Genomic DNA, 16503 nt, shown 5'->3' on the forward strand with positions numbered 1-16503 from the left:
CACATGACTTCGGACGCGTTCGACGCGTGGAAGCAATGGCACGAGGACCGCGTCGAAGCGGTCTCCGCGCCCTACGGGCCGCTCTCGCTCACCGGCACGCACTGGCTGGAGGACCACCCGGACGGACGGCTTCCCGGTACCCCCGGGACCTGGTCGGCCGAGGGGGACGCGGTGGTGCTGAGGGCCGCCGAGGAGGACGGGCTGACCGTCGACGGCCGGCCCTTCGGCGGTGCGGTACGGCTCGCCGCCGACCTCGGACCGACGGACGCGAGCCGGGTCGCGTACGGCGAGCGGCGGCTGGTCGTGCTGGTGCGCGAAGGGGTCTGGGGCGTACGGGACTTCGACCCCGGCTCCGAGGCGCGGCGCGCGTTCCGCGGTATCGCGGCCACGCCCTACGAGCCGCGCTGGTCGGTGCCGGGGCGCTTCACGCCGTACGACGCACCGCGCAGCCTCCGCGTGGAGAACGCGGACGGACGGCGGCGCGGGCTCGGGCTGGGCGGAGAGCTGGCGTTCACCCTCGACGGACAGGAGCTCACGCTCCAGGTGACGGTCGAGGCGGACGGATCGCTGTGGGCGGTTTTCGGCGATGTGACGAGCGGGTCGAGCAGCCACCGCTTCCGGTTCCTGCGGCCCGCCGCACCCGACGCCGAGGGGCGCACGACGGTCGACCTCAACCGTGCCCTGCTTCCGCCGTGCGCGTTCGCCGACCACTTCATCTGCCCCTTCCCGCCGCCGGGCAATACGCTGGATGTCGCCGTCGAGGCGGGGGAGCGCGCCCTTCTCCGATAAGTGGTCAACTCTTGGGGAACCCATGGGTGGTTCAAAGGTTGACGGCCGAAAGGCGCCCTTGCGGCTACCGGTCGTTCGGCCGAATACTCCCCCACAGCGCTTGTCAGGGGCACGGCGTGTTCGGAATCCGGACATCCGTGCCTCCGGCTGCGCCTCACGGGCCCCGACCCCACGCGGGCCCCCTACCTCCCTGGGAGGGAACGAAAAGTGAGGATCAAGCGCACCACCCCCCGCAGCGGCATCACGAGACGGACCCGGCTGATCGCCGTCTCCACCGGACTCGTGGCCGCCGCCGCGATCGCGATCCCCAACGCGAACGCCTCGGACGTGACCACCTTCAGCACCAACGAGCTCAAGAGCGCCAGCGGTTCGGTGCTCAAGGCCGACATCCCGGGCACCGCCTGGGCGGTCGACAGCAAGACCAACCGTGTCGTCGTCACCGTCGACAGCACGGTCTCCAAGGCGGAGATCGCCAAGATCAAGCGGCAGGCCGGCGCCAACGCCGACGCGCTGACGATCAAGCGGACCCCGGGCAAGTTCAACAAGCTGATCTCCGGCGGCGACGCAATCTATGCGAGTAGCTGGCGTTGCTCCCTGGGCTTCAACGTCCGCAGCGGCAGCACCTACTACTTCCTGACCGCCGGTCACTGCACCGACGGCGCGGGCAACTGGTGGTCCAACTCCGGTCGCACGTCGCTGCTCGGCGCCACCGCCGGGTCCAGCTTCCCGACCAACGACTACGGCATCGTCCGGTACTCGACCAGCTACCCGACGTCCTCGATCTCGGGCACCGTCGGCAGCGTCGACATCACCAGCGCCGCCACGCCCTCCGTGGGCACGACGGTCTACCGGCGCGGCTCGACCACCGGTACCCACAGCGGTCGGGTCACCGCTCTGAACGCGACCGTCAACTACGGTGGCGGCGACGTCGTCTACGGCATGATCCAGACCACGGTCTGCGCCGAGCCCGGCGACTCCGGCGGCCCGCTCTACTCCAACGGCGGTGTCGCCTACGGTCTGACCTCCGGCGGCAGCGGCAACTGCTCCTCCGGCGGTACGACCTTCTTCCAGCCGGTCACCGAGGCCCTGAGCGCGTACGGCGTCAGCGTCTTCTAGTCCCGGACCGGCCCGCATCGCAGCCGGTACCTGTGGTGAGCCCCCGCACGCGTCTGCCGTGCGGGGGCTCGCTATTGTCGGCGGCAACACGGGGGAGAGGACAGCGGGTTGGAGTTCGACGACCGGCAACGGCGCATACGCCGCAGCCCGTTGCTGTTCGTGGCACCGCTGGTGCTGCTGATCCTGCTGACGCTGGTGCTCCTGTGGGAGATCGTGCGGTCGAACATCACCGGCGATCTGGCCCGGCAGTGGCCCTGGCGGCTGCGGCTCATGGACATGAACCCGCTCGGCGCCCTGCTCGCGGTGGCGCTCGCGGCGGTGTTCGGACGGGCCCAGTACGCGCGGACCGTACGCCCGGCGATGGGCTGGAGCTCCGCCTGGACCGTCGGTGACCTCGGCCCGGACGAACCGGGCTGGCGGGTGGACGTGGTGAACGGCGGCTCGCAGCACGCGGTGGTGGAGGAGACGCACTACTGCTTCGTGCCGCGCGGCGGCGAGGCCGGCGAGTGGACCGACCACGCCGGGCTGATCCGGGCGCTCGCCGACCACGGTCTTGTGGCGGGCAAGGACTACTACCTCCAACTGACCGGCCCCGGCTTCCCGTTGGGCGCCGGAGGGATGCGGGCGGGAACCTACGGCCGGCGCTTCGTCGACGAGATCGACCAGCTGCGCCTGCGGCTGCGGGTCACCGACGCCGTGGGCGACAGCCACGAGCGGGTCATGGACCTCATGCGGGGAGCCCGCAACGAACGCCCCGGATCATGACGCCGGGCACAGCCAGTCCAGTACGGCGGGCAGTGCCTCGATCGCCCCGAAGTGGCCGGCGTCCGGGTCCAGGACGGGACGGGCGCGCGGGACGCGGTCCAGGAGCCACTCGAAGTGGCCCACGGGGGAGAACCGGTCCTGGGCGCCGTGCCACAGCAGGACCGGCCGTGTGATGTCCGCCGGGTCGAAGCCCCAGTGGCTCAGCAGGGCGAGGGCGTCGTCGAGCCAGCCGTACGCCGAAGTGCGCAGCGCCTCGCGGTAGTTGCGCAGCAGCATGTCGCCGACGGCCGGCTGGGAGACGATCCGCCGGTCGGCGTCGGTGAGCCCGTCGCGGATGGTCACGAGCAGCTGGGCGGGGTCCTGGCGGATGGCGGCGGCACGGGAGGCGAGCCGCTCCGCGAAGGCGAGTGTGTCGGTCAGTGCCAGGGTGTAGTCCTCGACGTTGGAGGCCGCCATGCCGTCGAACCAGCTCAGCTCCCGCGCGTCCGGCGGCGCCGGTGACACCAGGGCCGCCGCCCGCCGTACCCGGGCGGGCAGCAGCGCCGCACAGGCCAGGGCGTGCGGGGCGCCGCCCGAGCGGCCGAGGACGGAGAACCTCTCCAGCCCCAGGGCGTCGGCCAGGTCCGCCACGTCCCGGGCCGCGTCGGCGACCCGGCGTCCGGGGTGGCGGTCCGAGTCCGCGTAGCCGGGACGGTCGTAGGCGATGAACCGCACCCAGGGGTGTGCCTTGACCACGTCGTCGGGCACGACCCCGGTCCGGCAGCCCGGGGTGCCGTGCAGCAGCACCACCGGTGTGCCGTCCCGGTCGCCGTACTCCTCGACCGTCAGCCACCTGCCGTCGCGCGTCTGTATGCCGTCGAGCACCTGTGTCCTCCGTCTCCCCATCGTGTACATCGCGGAGTTACCGTCGAAGTACACACCTTGAGCGCCTGATTCGGACCCTGGGGGCCGTCATGGTCGAGGAGCTGGTGGCGGCGGGAGCTGTACTCGCGTCCGCCGGAGCGGTGTACGTGATGGCGGCGGCGAGGGTCGTCAAACAGTACGAGCGGGGCGTGGTCTTCCGGCTGGGCAAGCTCCGCTCCGAAGTGCGCGGGCCGGGGTTCACGATGATCGTTCCGGGCATCGACAAGCTCCGGAAGGTCAACATGCAGATCGTGACGATGCCGGTGCCCGGGCAGGAGGGCATCACCCGGGACAACGTCACGGTGCGGGTGGACGCGGTCGTCTACTTCAAGGTGACCGCGCCGGCCGAGGCGATCGTCCGGGTGGAGGACTACCGGTTCGCGGTCGCGCAGATGGCCCAGACCTCGCTCCGGTCCATCATCGGCAAGAGCGAGCTGGACGATCTGCTGTCCGACCGCGAGAAGCTCAACCAGGGACTGGAGTTGATGATCGACAGCCCCGCCGTGGAGTGGGGCGTCACCATCGACCGGGTCGAGATCAAGGACGTCTCCCTGCCCGAGACCATGAAGCGCTCCATGGCCCGGCAGGCGGAGGCCGACCGGGAGCGGCGGGCCCGGGTCATCAACGCGGACGCCGAACTCCAGGCGTCGAAGAAGCTCGCCGAGGCGGCCAAGGAGATGTCCGAGCAGCCGGCCGCGCTGCAACTGCGGTTGCTCCAGACGGTGGTGGCGGTGGCGGCCGAGAAGAACTCGACGCTGGTGCTGCCCTTCCCGGTGGAGCTGCTGCGGTTCCTGGAGAGGGCGCAGCCGGCGCCCGGTGCTGTGCAGCAACCGGTGCAGGAGCAACTTCCGTCTCCCGCGCCCCGCTTGGATCCCGGCCAGGAGGGGTCGATTTCAGGACAGGACTAGACCTCACAGGCTGCTCATTGGTTACCCGCACGTAGTGTTTGCACTGCGAACTCGCCTGGCGTGACTGTGTACCGTCAATATCTGGGGGGCGTGCAACCGCGTTCTACGCGCGTCCGGAACTCAACCTTGTGCGCTCCCCGCCGGGTTCGGAAGAGTAAGGGCTCGTCAACCAGCCTTCCGGCCCGCGAGGTCCCCACAACCGACCGGGCCGACCCCCCACAGGAGGACGCGAGTTGAAGCACCGACGCATACCCAGGCGGCGGGCGGCCCTGGCAGGTGCGGGAATCGCCGCACTCGTCGCCGCGGGCATCACCTTCCAGACTGCGAACGCCAGTGAGCCCACGAAGACCGCCGAGCCCCAGGCCCTCTCGGTCGCCGCGGCCGGAAAGCTCGCCTCGGCCCTCGGCGAGGACCTCGGGACCGCGGCGGCGGGAACGTACTACGACGCGAAGACCAGGAACCTCGTCGTGAACGTCCTCAGCGAGACCGCCGCCGACACCGTCGAGGCGGCCGGCGCCAAGGCGCGGGTCGTGGCGAACTCCCTCGCCGAGCTGAAGGGCGCCCGCTCCACGCTCCAGCAGGACGCGACGATCCCGGGTACGTCCTGGGCGACCGACCCGACCACCAACAAGGTGGTCGTCACCGCCGACCGCACGGTCTCCGACACGGAGTGGGCCAAGCTCACGAAGGTCGTCGACGGGCTCGGCGCCACGGCCGAACTCCAGCGCACGAAGGGGGAGTTCAAGCCCTTCGTCGCGGGTGGTGACGCGATCACCGGTGGCGGCGGGCGGTGCTCGCTCGGCTTCAACGTGGTCAAGGGCGGTCAGCCGTACTTCCTCACCGCCGGGCACTGCACCGAGTCCATCTCCACCTGGTCGGACTCGAGCGGGACCGAGATCGGCACGAACGAGGTGTCCAGCTTCCCGGACAACGACTACGGGCTGGTCAAGTACACCGCCGAGGTCGACCACCCGAGCGAGGTGAACCTCTACGACGGGTCCGCGCAGGCGATCACCGGGGCCGCGGAGGCGACGGTCGGGCAGTCGGTCACACGCAGCGGCTCCACGACACAGGTGCACTCCGGGAAGGTCACGGGGCTGGACGCGACCGTGAACTACGGGAACGGCGACATCGTCAACGGGCTGATCCAGACGGACGTCTGCGCCGAGCCCGGGGACAGCGGTGGCTCGCTGTTCTCCGGGAGCAGCGCGATCGGGCTCACCTCGGGTGGCAGCGGTGACTGCACCTCCGGCGGGGAGACGTTCTTCCAGCCGGTGAGCGAGGCGTTGGCGGCCACGGGGACGTCGATCGGCTGACGGTTCGTGGTTCGTGGTGGTGCGGGCGGGATTCGGCTTCCCGCCCGCACCACCTGTGCGGGTTTCGTGGCCGGGTACGGGGCCCCTGCGGTGGCCTTCGCGGGGGTGGAGCGCCGTCGGCGGACGCGGGCCGGCTCGTGGCGGTCTCCTGCCGACGGCCACCCGGGCGTGCTACGGCGTCCGAGTCGGCAGCGGTTCGTCCTCGCGCTTCTTGCGCAGTCCCGCCGCCCCCAGTGTGATCGCGATCCCGGCCGCCGCCCATGCCGACAGCACCAGCAGGGCGGCGGTCGTGTCGTTGCCCTTGAAGTAGGCGATCGAGCGGGCCGCCCAGGTCCCCGCGCCCGGTGGCAGCGCCGGGCCGATCGCCCGCCAGAACGGCGGCAGCATCGGCAGCGGGAAGGCCCCGCCCGCGCTCGGGTTGCCCGCGATCACCACGAGCAGGATCGCGACGCCGATGCCGACGATCCCGAAGATCGCCTGGAGGGCGAGGGTCGCCGCCCCCACCGCGAAGGTGACCAGCGCGCCGAGTCCCCAGAGGGCCGGCACGCTGCCCGGCAGGGCGTCCAGGATCGGCCCCACGATCACCGCGCCGCCCAGTCCGCCGACGATCGACACCAGCGCCATCACGACCAGCCGGATCACCGCGCGGCGCGGGTTGGCGGGACGGGCGCCGGTGCTGATCGCCAGGATCGAGGCGCACAGATAGCCGCCGACGCACCAGCCGACGACCAGGTAGAAGGCCGAGAGCCCGTCGAAGTCCTGGGACGAGGCCGGGGCCACGTCCACCGTCTTGAGGCTCCGCCGCTGGGGGGCCTCCAGGGCGGTGAGGTACTTCTCCAGAGTGGTGGCGAGGACGGTGCCGCCACCGCTCGCGACGAGGAGCGTGTCGGTCGTCCCGGCCGGGTCGATGACCAGCGCCCCGTCGATGTCCCGGTTCATGATCTGCTTCCGGGCGGTCGCCTCGTCGGCCACCGCGCGCGGGTCCAGGGGCGAGCCGGGCAGCTTCTCCATCCGGGCCACCGCCTGCGCGGCGACGGCCCGTGGCGCGGCCACCCCGAACGGCACGTCCTTCGGCTTCGGATTGTGCAGCGCCCCCACGTAGGAGGCGATGAACAGCAGCTGGAGGGCGATCACTCCGAGGACGAGTAGCGTGGCGCGCGGGGTGACCGCGTCTTTGACCTCGGCGAGGAAGCCGTTCTGGGTGCCGTTCTGTGTCATGTCCCCACAGTCCGAGGTGAGGGACGTTTCCGCAGGTGGGAGGCGGCCGAACGGTTGTCGTACAGATGTTCGGGATTGGGGGTATGGTGGGGGTGGGGCTGTTGGGAACTGATGTTCGATAATGGAGGCGCGGGTGCCAGGGTTCACGCATCTGCACACCGCCTCCGGGTTCTCCCTGCGCTACGGCGCCTCCCACCCGGAGCGGCTGGCCGAGCGCGCCTCCGAGCGGGGCATGGACGCCCTCGCCCTCACCGACCGCGACACCCTCGCGGGCACGGTCCGCTTCGCCAAGGCCTGCGCGAAGGCAGGGGTGCGACCGGTGTTCGGTGCGGAGCTGGCGGTGGAGGAACACGCGCCCGTACGGCGGGAGCGGCGCCGCGCGCCCGTGCGCGGAGGTGCCTTCATCGACGAGTCGACACCCCGTGTCACCTTCCTCGCCCGGGACGGCGCCCACGGCTGGGCCGACCTGTGCCGGCTCGTCACGGCGGTCCACGCGGGAGAGAACGATGTGCCCCTGCTGCCCTGGGCCGAGAACGAGGGGGACGGTCTGACCGTCCTGCTCGGCCCCGCCTCCGACGTCGGCCGCGCCCTCGCCGCCGGACGCCCCGACCGGGCGGCCCGGCTCCTGGCCCCCTGGCGCGAGACCTACGGCGACGCCCTCAGGCTGGAGGCCGTCTGGCACGGCCGCGAGGGCACCGGGCCCGGCTCCCTGCGCCTGGCCGCCCGCACCGTCGGCTTCGCCGCCGAACAGCGGGTGCGTCCCGTGCTCAGCAATGCCGTCCGCTACGCCGACCCCGGCCAGGGCCCGGTCGCCGACGTCCTGGACGCCGCCCGCCGCCTGGTCCCCGTCGACCCGACGAAGGAACTGGACTCCGGCGAGGCCTGGCTCAAGGACGCGTCCGCGATGCTGACGGCGGCCGAGCGGATCGTGGAGGCCGCGGGCTTCCGGCGCGACACCGCCCACCGTCTGCTGGAGCAGACCCGGGCGACGGCCGCCGAGTGCCTGGTCGACCCCGAGGACGACCTCGGCATCGGCACCGTCCACTTCCCCGAACCGCACCTGGTCGGTGCGGGCCGCCGCACCGCCCAGCGGACGCTCGCCTCACGGGCGGCGGCGGGGATGGTGCTGAAGGGGTACGCCGACCGGCGCGACTACTGGGAGCGGATGCACCGCGAACTGGACATCATCGCCCACCACGGCTACGCCTCCTACTTCCTGACGGTCGCTCAAGTCGTGGACGACGTGAAGGGCATGGGCATCAGAGTGGCCGCGCGTGGCTCCGGTGCCGGCTCCCTGGTCAACCACCTCCTCGGCATCGCCCACGCCGATCCGGTCGAACACGGGCTGCTGATGGAGCGGTTCCTGTCCAGACGCCGGCTGGTGCTGCCCGACATCGACATCGACGTGGAGTCCGCCCGTCGCCTGGAGGTCTACCGCGCGATCATCGGCCGGTTCGGCACCGAGCGGGTGGCGACGGTCGCGATGCCGGAGACGTACCGGGTGCGGCACGCGATCCGGGACGTGGGCGCGGCCCTGTCCATGGACCCCGCCGACATCGACCGCATCGCCAAGTCGTTCCCGCACATCAGGGCCCGGGACGCCCGCGCGGCACTGGAGGAGCTGCCCGAACTCAAGGAGCTCGCGGGGGAGATGGACCGGTACGGGCGGCTCTGGGAGCTGACCGAGGCCCTCGACGCCCTCCCGCGCGGAGTCGCCATGCACCCGTGCGGGGTGCTCCTCTCCGACGCGTCCCTCCTCGCCCGTACGCCGGTCATGCCGACCAGCGGCGAGGGCTTCCCCATGTCGCAGTTCGACAAGGACGACGTCGAGGACCTCGGGCTGCTCAAGCTCGATGTGCTGGGCGTGCGGATGCAGTCGGCGATGGCGCACGCGGTCGCGGAGGTGGAGCGGGCGACGGGGGAGCGGGTCGACCTGGACGCCGTGCCACCGGGTGACCCGGCGACGTACCGACTCATCCGGTCCACCGAGACGTTGGGCTGCTTCCAGATCGAGTCGCCGGGGCAGCGGGACCTCGTCGGGCGGCTCCAGCCGGCCACCTTCCACGACCTCGTCGTCGACATCTCGCTGTTCCGGCCAGGTCCGGTCGCCGCCGACATGGTGCGGCCGTTCATCGAGGCACAGCACGGACGGGCACCCATCAGATATCCGCACCCGGATCTGGAGGAGCCGCTGAAGGGGACGTACGGGGTCGTCGTCTTCCACGAGCAGATCATCGACATCGTCGACATCATGACCGGCTGCGGCCGTGACGAGGCGGACCGGGTGCGGCGCGGGCTGTCCGACCCGGAGTCGCAGGGGCGGATCCGGTTCTGGTTCGCGCAGCACGCGGCGGTGAAGGGGTACTCCGCGGAAACGATTCAGCGGACCTGGGAGATCATCGAGGCCTTCGGGTCGTACGGCTTCTGCAAGGCGCACGCGGTCGCCTTCGCCGTACCGACGTACCAGTCGGCGTGGCTGAAGGCGCACCACCCGGCGGCCTTCTACGCGGGACTGCTCACGCACGACCCCGGGATGTATCCGAAGCGGCTGCTGCTGGCGGACGCGCGACGGCGTGGGGTGCCGATCCTGCCGTTGGACGTGAACAGGTCGGCGGTCGCCCACCGTATCGAACTGGTGTCTGAATCCCCGGTGGTGTGGGGGCTGCGGCTCGCCCTCTCCGACGTGTACGGCATCAGCGAGGCCGAGGCGGCACGGATCGCGGACGGGCAGCCGTACGCCTCGCTGCTGGACTTCTGGGAGCGGGCCCGGCCGAGCCGGCCGCTCGCGCAAAGGCTGGCCCAGGTCGGGGCGTTGGACTCCTTCGGCGCCAACCGGCGTGACCTGCAACTGCACTTGACCGAGCTGCACCGGGGAGCGCGAGGCGCGGGCGGTGGCCAACTCCCCATGGCCGGCGGACGGAGGACCGCGCCCGCCGGACTCCCGGACCTGTCCTCCGCCGAGAAGCTCAGCGCCGAGCTGGGCGTGCTGTCGATGGACGCCTCCCGCAACCTGATGGACGACCACCGGGAGTTCCTGGAGGAACTGGGCGTGGTCGACGCACGGCGGCTGCGGGACACACGGCACGGTGAGACGGTCCTCGTCGCGGGCGCCAAGGCGGCCACCCAGACGCCGCCGATCCGGTCCGGCAAGCGGGTCGTCTTCACCACCCTGGACGACGGCACCGGCCTGGTCGACCTCGCCTTCTTCGACGACTCGCACGACGCCTGCGCCCACACCGTCTTCCACTCCTGGCTGCTGCTGGTGCGCGGGGTGGTGCAGCGCCGTGGCCCGCGCAGCCTCAGCGTGGTGGGCGCGGCCGCCTGGAACCTCGCCGAACTGGTCGAACTGCGCGCCGGGCACGGCCTCGACGCGGTCTCCGCCCGACTGGCGGAGCCCGTGCCGCAAGGGGCCGGTGGGACGAGTGGAGATCCGACCGGCGGCCGGCGAATCCAAATGCCGACGGGATACGAAATGCATCCGTGGGCGGATCTGCGACCTGCGGGTCAAGAGCCCTCACAGGTACGGAAGTTGTGGCACCAGAGTCCGGGGAGTGCGGGATGACCATCCTCTGCGTACGTTTCCAGCTGCCGCCGACGGGCGAGGCGGCCCTGCCGGGCCTGCTCGGGCTGCTGGAGGAGTTCACACCGGTCGTCGAGGCGCTGCCACCGGACGCGGCACTGGCCGATCTGCGGGGCGCCGAACGGTACTTCGGGCGGGACGCCGTCGAACTGGCCTCGGTGATCCGGGTCCGTGCCCTCGCGCTGTACGGGGTCGACTGCGTGATCGGCGCGGGGCCGGGCCGGATGCTGGCCCGGATGGCGATGACGGACGCGCGGCCCGGACTGACCCGCGCGGTGACCGAGGAGGAGAGCGTGGACTTCCTCGCCGAGAAACCCGTCGGCGCGCTCCCCGGCGTCGGCACGGCCACCGCCCGCACCCTGTGCGAGTACGGTCTCGACACCCTCGGCCGGGTCGCCGCCGCCCCCCTGTCCACGCTCCAGCGCCTGGTGGGTGCGCGGGTCGGCCGCGAACTGCGGGAGAAGGCGGGCGGAGTCGACCGCGGCCGGGTGGTCCCGAACGCGATCTCCCGCTCCTTGGCCACCGAACGTCCCTTCACCCGCGACGAGTTGGACGCGGACCGGCATCGCCGCGCCCTGCTCTCGGCCGCCGACGAACTGGGCGCCCGACTGCGTGCCCTGGACAAGGTCTGCGGCGCCCTCGCCCTCACCGTCCGCTACGCCGACCGTTCCTCGACGACCCGCACCCGCACCCTCAAGGAACCCACCGCGCACTCGGCCGCGCTGACCAGGACGGCCTACGGGATGTACGAGGCGCTCGGCCTCCAGCGCGCCCGGGTCCGCTCGCTGTCCCTGCGCGCCGAGAGCCTCGGCCCCGCCGAACAGGCCTCCCACCAGCTCACCTTCGACCCCGCCGACGAGAAGCTCCGCCGTGTCGAGGAGGTCGCGGACCGCGTGCGGGCCAGGTTCGGACCGCACGCGGTGATGCCGGGGGCGCTGGCGGCATGACGTAGGGTGCGCGCATGACATGGCGGGGGCCGACGTATCGGACGGTGGACGGGGAGCGGATCGAAGGGGCCTGGTGCCATGTGTGGCGCCGGCACCGGCCGGGTGGTGCGTACCACGTGCACGACCTCGTCGTGTACGCGGACGGCGCGATCGAGTGCGAGAGGCGCGAGCCGACCGATCTGGAGGGACTGGAGCGTCGGCTGGCCGATGGGCTCCTCGCGGTGCGGGACCCCCAGGCTCCGCCGCCTCCCGAGCAGCCGTCCAAGTGGTGGTCCCGGTGGCCCGAACCGTGCACCGCGGACAGCTTCCTCCTCGAAGTGGCGGACCGCATCGAGGAGTTGAGCGGCAGGCCGACGACCGCGCAGCGCTGCCACGAGGCGATCCGGCGCTACCGGCAGGAGCCCACCGAACCCCACCGGGTACTGCTCCGCGAGGCGTACCTCGCAGTTCCGGCGCATGTGCGCATCTTCCTCCTCGGCGACATGGAGGCGCAGGACCGTCCGCTGCGGATGCTGGTCACCGACGTGGGGGAGCCCGCGGACGGCGACGGTCCGATGGTGACCGAGGAGCGGCACCGGGAGATCCTGGAGTACTTCGACCGGTACGACCACGGAGTCACGGAGCGGCCGAAGCCGGTGTACGCGGACGACCCGGTCGAGGCCGGTCCGCCGCCTGTCGTCCTGCACCACACGATCTACCCCGCCGGCTGGCCCGAGCGGCTCGACCTCTTCGTGCTGCGCAACGACTACCCCGCCGAGATCCACTACGCCGGTGTCACCTACCCCTCGGTGCACGACGGCTACTGGGCCCTGGCCGAGAGCCACCAGGGCGACGACTGGCCCGACGTACGGCTCGCCGTCATGGCCGGTCTCCTGCGCGCGAAGTTCACCCAGCACCCCGACCTCGCCGAGATCCTCCTCGCCACCGGAAGCGCGACGATCAGCTACACCGGCCACGAGGAGTCCCCCTACTGGCGGGACGCCGGCTCCCGCGGCGGCCGCAACTGGATCGGCCGGCTGCTGGAGTTGGTCCGCTCCGAGCTCAGTTGGCCCACGGCGGAGTGATGACCGTGCCGTCGGCCAGGGTCGCCTCCAGGCCGATGGACGTGGTGACCCAGGAGATCGCGGTCCGGTCGGTCGGGTTCTCGACGCTGAGGGTCGCGCCGGGGTTGATGATCAGGGTGTCACCCGCCGTGACGCGACAGGTCTCGTCGTCGAGAGTGATCAGGAGTTCGCCGTCGAGGAGATGGAAGATCTCCTCACGGTTGACCGTGTGAGCGGGAGCCTTCGTCCCCGCCGGGATCTCGCCGCGCCAGGCGCACAGCTCCTTGCTGCCGGTGAGGGGAGTGGCGTACGAGACGAAGCGGGCACCGTGGATCTCGTGGGTGACGGCTTCGGACGAGCGGATGACGGGCATGGCGGGCCTCCGTATCGACACATGGTCAAGCAGGTTGACTATATGGCCCCATGGTCAAGCCGCTTGACCAATTCGTCAAGGGTGTTTCAATGCACCCGTGCAGAACTCCGAGGCCATGGCCGTGACCGCCGCCCTGCTCGCCGCCGCCGGTGAGCTGACCCAGCGCATCCACGCCGGTGTCGTCGCCCGGGGGTTCGAGGACCTCAGGCCCGCGCACGGCTTCGCCTTCACCCTGATCTCGCGGGACGGCGCCACCGTCACCGCCGTCGCCGCGCACCTCGGAGTGACCAAGCAGGCGGCCAGTCAGCTCGTCGACGAGCTGGTGCGCAAGGGGTACGTCGAACGGCGGGCGCATCCCGGCGACGCGCGGGCCCGGCTGGTCGTGCTGACGGAACGAGGGTGGGCCTGTACGCGCGCGGCGGAGGAGGCGGCCGCGGAGGCCGTGCAGGGGTGGGTCGATGTCCTCGGTGAGGGTGAAGTGCGCGCGTTGTGCGCCCAATTGATGCGTATCGCCCCCTATGGTCCCATCAGGCCCGCCTGGTGACGGTTCATCTGTAGTCCCGCTCGCCCATTGCTAGCGCTGCAAGTTTTTACTGACGCGTAACTTCACAACTGAACTACTCGTCCGTAACTTGCGAAAGAGAACAGCATCCTCGTGATCCGGATCACAGGGCGTAAGGCCGTCGCAACTCCCTTGAGCCGCAAGGAGATCACACGATGCTGCCCTGGAAACGCCTGCTCAGACCCCTTACCGCGCTGCTGCTGACCGCCACGGTCGCCATCGTCCCCGCCACCACCGCCCATGCCGCCGCCGCTCCGAGCAGCGGCTGGAACGACTTCTCCTGCAAGCCGTCCACCGCCCACCCCCACCCCGTCGTCCTCGTGCACGGCACCTTCGCCAACTCCGTCGACAACTGGCTGGGCCTCGCGCCGTACCTGAAGAACCGCGGGTACTGCGTCTACTCCTTCGACTACGGCCAGCTGTCCGGCGTCCCCGTCTTCTACGGACTGGGCCCCATCGACAAGTCGGCCGAGCAGCTGTCCACCTTCGTCGACAAGGTGCTCGGCTCGACCGGCGCCGCCGAGACCGACCTCGTCGGCCACTCGCAGGGCGGCATGATGCCCCGCTACTACCTCAAGTTCCTCGGCGGAGCCGCGAAGGTGGACGCCCTCGTCGGCATCGCGCCCAGCAACCACGGCACCACGCTGAACGGCCTCACCCAACTGCTGGACTACTTCCCCGGAGCCGGTGACCTGCTCTCGACGAGCACCCCGGCCCTCGCCGACCAGGTCGCCGGATCGCCCTTCCTCACCAAGCTCAACGAGGGCGGCGACACCGTCCCCGGCGTGAAGTACACCGTCCTCGCCACCAAGTACGACGAGGTGGTCACGCCGTACCGGAGCCAGTTCCTCAGCGGAGCCGGCGTCAACAACGTCGTGATCCAGGACCTGTGCCCGCTCGACCTCTCCGAACACGCGGCGATCGGACTGTTCGACCTGATCGCCTTCCACGAGGTCACCAACGCGCTCGACCCCGCGCACGCCACCCCGACCACCTGTGCGTCCGTCCTCGGCTGACGAACGATCGGGGGCTGTCCGGCCTGAGCCGCCGGACAGCCCCCGCCCCCCGTGGTGGTCTCAGCGGCCGTTCCGGCCACCGCTCACCGCGCGCCGGCGGACCGACCCGAAGAGGATCGCCGCGCCCATCGCGAGGACGGCCGCGCCACCCATGGCGACATACGCCGTGCTGCTGTCGCCACCGGTCTCGGCGAGGTCCTCCGCGGCACCGTCCGCCTTCACCTCGTTCGCAGGAGTGGGAGTGGAAGCGGAAGCGGAAGCGGCGGCGGTCTCCGACTCCGTCGCGGTCGGCTCCGCGGAGGTCCCGGCGTCCTGGTCACCATGGCCGCCGTGCTCGACCGTCGACTCGTCCTCGCCCTCCTCGATCTGCTCCTCGGAAGGGGCCGAGGCGCTCGGCGCCGGGGACGCGCTGCTCCCCGAGCCGGACCCGGAAGAGCCGCCGCCGCCCGCGAACGTCACGTCCGAGCAGGAGTAGAACGCCTCCGGACTGTCCGAGCGCTGCCAGATCCCGTACAGCAGCTGTGCGCCGGAGCGCTGCGGAAGGGTGCCGGAGAACGTGTAGTGGCCGCCCGTCGCGGTCGGGTCGGTGGCCGTCGCCACCGGGTTGTCCAGGTCCAGGTCGTCCCAGGCCAGCGGCTGCGTCGGGTCGTAGCCCGCCTTGGTGATGTACACCTTGAAGGTGCCCTTGTGCGGGGCGGTGACACGGTACTTGAAGGTGTACGGGCCACTGCTGACGCTCGTCGTCGGCCAGTCCGCGCGGGCCAGGTCGAGGCCCTTGAACTCGTCGCTGTTCGCGCTGCACAGCTTGCCGTCCGGGATCAGCGACCGGTGCTGTCCGTTCGCGTCACCGATGCGGATGCCGTTCCAGTCGTACAGCGCCTGCGTACCGCCGGCCGCGACCGCCGCCTTGCACGCGGCGGACCTGGGGCTCTCGGGACCCTCCGCGTAGCACTGCGCGACCCGGCTGACCGGATCACCCATCGTGCCGTGCGCCGACGCGGGCGCGGCCGCCAGCGCGGTGAGGGCGAGCGGGGCGATACCGACGGCGGCGACGGCGGCGGCCTTGCGGCGTGCGGGCATGGGAGATCTCCTCGGAACCGGTGTTGAGGGGTGCCGGAACCAAGAAACCGTGAAATCCCCAGCCAGGGAGGGTCGCTGACGATCTTTATGGCTCGCTTAAGGGAGTGCTGAGACTGAGATCAGGTAGATAGCGTGCGGCCATGACGAACGAGGAGATCCGCCCCGCCACGACCGCCGACGTGCCCGCCGTGAAGGCCGTGACCGACGCGGCCTACGAGCACTACATCGAGCGCATCGGGGTGGTGCCGCAGCCCATGGAGGCGGACCACGCGGCGAACGTGGCCGCCGGGCGGGTGTTCGTGACGGGGGAGCCCGTGGTCGGGCTGGTGGTCGTCGAGGAGCACGCGGACCATCTGTACCTCGACAGCATCGCCGTCCACCCCGACGCCCACGGCGAGGGCCTGGGCGGACGGCTGCTGCGGTTCGTCGAGGCACACGCGCGTGCGCTCGGTCTGGCCGAGGTCAGGCTCTACACCAACGCGATGATGTGGGAGAACCAGAAGATCTATCCGCGGTACGGATACGAGATTGTGGAACGGCGCGTGGACGGGCCTTACGACCGCGTCCACTACCGCAAGCGACTGGACTGACGCGTCTCGTACGCCGGGTCACGCCGGCGTCAGCCGTCCGGCCACCAGGTGCGTGCGATGTCCTTTCGCACCTCCGGGCGTCCGGCGGAGTTCTCGTCGGCCTCCTCGCGGATCCTGCGGGTGTCCGACTTCTTCAGGGGCTTCTGCACGGTTACGCGGCGCATGGCTGCCTCCTTCAGTGCCTACCGTGTTCCGCGTTCTCGCGGAGGTAGACCCTTTTGGGGAGAGTTACTCATCGGAGCGAATCTGTCAGTGGTGACCATCACGATTTCGACTGGCTTTCGAGTGGTGTTCCAC

16 protein-coding genes are annotated in these 16503 nt (G+C 71.0%); 11 read left to right on the forward strand and 5 right to left on the reverse strand.

The genetic code is table 11. From position 1 onward, the window contains the following. Positions 1-3 precede the first annotated feature (3 nt). From HLK59_RS17440 to HLK59_RS17450, 3 genes are all read left to right on the forward strand, one after another. Positions 4-789 carry a DUF1684 domain-containing protein gene (locus HLK59_RS17440; RefSeq protein WP_171142359.1) on the forward strand — a complete coding sequence of 262 codons (786 nt, stop codon included), beginning with the start codon at positions 4-6 and terminating at the stop codon, positions 787-789. Between the two features lie 207 nt (positions 790-996). Beyond that, positions 997-1905, forward strand: a complete 909-nt coding sequence (locus HLK59_RS17445; protein ID WP_171142360.1) for an alpha-lytic protease prodomain-containing protein — start codon at positions 997-999, stop codon at positions 1903-1905. A 108-nt stretch (positions 1906-2013) separates the two neighbouring features. Next, the gene (locus tag HLK59_RS17450; RefSeq protein WP_171142361.1) at positions 2014-2670 is read left to right on the forward strand and encodes a hypothetical protein; all 657 of its coding nucleotides are present in this window, start codon (positions 2014-2016) and stop codon (positions 2668-2670) included. On the opposite strand, the gene HLK59_RS17455 is transcribed toward HLK59_RS17450, so the two are convergent. Next, positions 2665-3534, reverse strand: a complete 870-nt coding sequence (locus HLK59_RS17455; protein ID WP_346779750.1) for an alpha/beta hydrolase — start codon at positions 3532-3534, stop codon at positions 2665-2667. The two genes, HLK59_RS17450 and HLK59_RS17455, sit on opposite strands and share 6 nt — an antisense overlap. 89 nt (positions 3535-3623) lie before the next feature. Between HLK59_RS17455 and HLK59_RS17460 the strand changes: the two genes are divergently transcribed. Beyond that, the gene (locus tag HLK59_RS17460) at positions 3624-4481 is read left to right on the forward strand and encodes a slipin family protein (RefSeq protein ID WP_171142363.1); all 858 of its coding nucleotides are present in this window, start codon (positions 3624-3626) and stop codon (positions 4479-4481) included. 233 nt (positions 4482-4714) lie between these two features. Beyond that, positions 4715-5797 (forward strand): S1 family peptidase, encoded by a 1083-nt coding sequence (locus HLK59_RS17465; RefSeq protein ID WP_171142364.1) that lies wholly within the window; start codon positions 4715-4717, stop codon positions 5795-5797. A 171-nt stretch (positions 5798-5968) separates the two neighbouring features. Here HLK59_RS17465 and HLK59_RS17470 read toward each other — a convergent pair whose 3' ends face one another. Further along, entirely contained in the window at positions 5969-7015 is a 1047-nt protein-coding gene (locus tag HLK59_RS17470; protein WP_171142365.1) for a DUF3533 domain-containing protein, read from the reverse strand. 133 nt (positions 7016-7148) lie between these two features. Here HLK59_RS17470 and dnaE point away from each other — a divergent pair, with 133 nt between their 5' ends. Genes dnaE through HLK59_RS17485 form a run of 3 tightly spaced genes read left to right on the forward strand, consistent with a single transcriptional unit; the run spans position 7149 to position 12606 of the window. Further along, positions 7149-10577, forward strand: coding sequence for a DNA polymerase III subunit alpha (gene dnaE / locus HLK59_RS17475; RefSeq protein ID WP_171142366.1), 3429 nt, complete (start codon positions 7149-7151; stop codon positions 10575-10577). Further along, positions 10574-11542 (forward strand): hypothetical protein, encoded by a 969-nt coding sequence (locus HLK59_RS17480; RefSeq protein ID WP_171142367.1) that lies wholly within the window; start codon positions 10574-10576, stop codon positions 11540-11542. Before dnaE ends, HLK59_RS17480 begins: the two co-directional genes overlap by 4 nt. 14 nt (positions 11543-11556) lie before the next feature. Further along, entirely contained in the window at positions 11557-12606 is a 1050-nt protein-coding gene (locus tag HLK59_RS17485) for an NADAR family protein (protein ID WP_171142368.1), read from the forward strand. Here the strand turns inward: HLK59_RS17485 and HLK59_RS17490 are convergent. After that, positions 12584-12958 carry a cupin domain-containing protein gene (locus tag HLK59_RS17490; protein ID WP_171142369.1) on the reverse strand — a complete coding sequence of 125 codons (375 nt, stop codon included), beginning with the start codon at positions 12956-12958 and terminating at the stop codon, positions 12584-12586. The genes HLK59_RS17485 and HLK59_RS17490 overlap by 23 nt on opposite strands. A gap of 97 nt (positions 12959-13055) precedes the next feature. On the opposite strand from HLK59_RS17490, the gene HLK59_RS17495 reads away from it, so the two are divergent. After that, on the forward strand, positions 13056-13502 hold the full coding sequence (locus HLK59_RS17495) for a MarR family winged helix-turn-helix transcriptional regulator (RefSeq protein WP_171142370.1): 447 nt from the start codon (positions 13056-13058) through the stop codon (positions 13500-13502). A 173-nt stretch (positions 13503-13675) separates the two neighbouring features. Further along, the gene (locus tag HLK59_RS17500) at positions 13676-14536 is read left to right on the forward strand and encodes an alpha/beta fold hydrolase (RefSeq protein WP_171142371.1); all 861 of its coding nucleotides are present in this window, start codon (positions 13676-13678) and stop codon (positions 14534-14536) included. A 60-nt stretch (positions 14537-14596) separates the two neighbouring features. On the opposite strand, the gene HLK59_RS17505 is transcribed toward HLK59_RS17500, so the two are convergent. Beyond that, a complete protein-coding gene (locus tag HLK59_RS17505) occupies positions 14597-15616 on the reverse strand; it encodes a lytic polysaccharide monooxygenase (RefSeq protein WP_171142372.1) in 1020 nt (339 codons plus the stop codon). Between the two features lie 140 nt (positions 15617-15756). Between HLK59_RS17505 and HLK59_RS17510 the strand changes: the two genes are divergently transcribed. Beyond that, complete coding sequence (locus HLK59_RS17510) at positions 15757-16206, forward strand: GNAT family N-acetyltransferase (RefSeq protein ID WP_171142373.1); 450 nt, start codon at positions 15757-15759, stop codon at positions 16204-16206. Between the two features lie 29 nt (positions 16207-16235). Here the strand turns inward: HLK59_RS17510 and HLK59_RS51985 are convergent, their stop codons facing one another. Continuing rightward, complete coding sequence (locus HLK59_RS51985; protein ID WP_277349493.1) at positions 16236-16370, reverse strand: hypothetical protein; 135 nt, start codon at positions 16368-16370, stop codon at positions 16236-16238. Between the last annotated feature and the right edge of the window lie 133 nt (positions 16371-16503).

It is taken from the genome of Streptomyces sp. S3(2020) (assembly GCF_013044505.1).
In the GTDB taxonomy this organism is placed as follows: Bacteria; Actinomycetota; Actinomycetes; order Streptomycetales; family Streptomycetaceae; genus Streptomyces.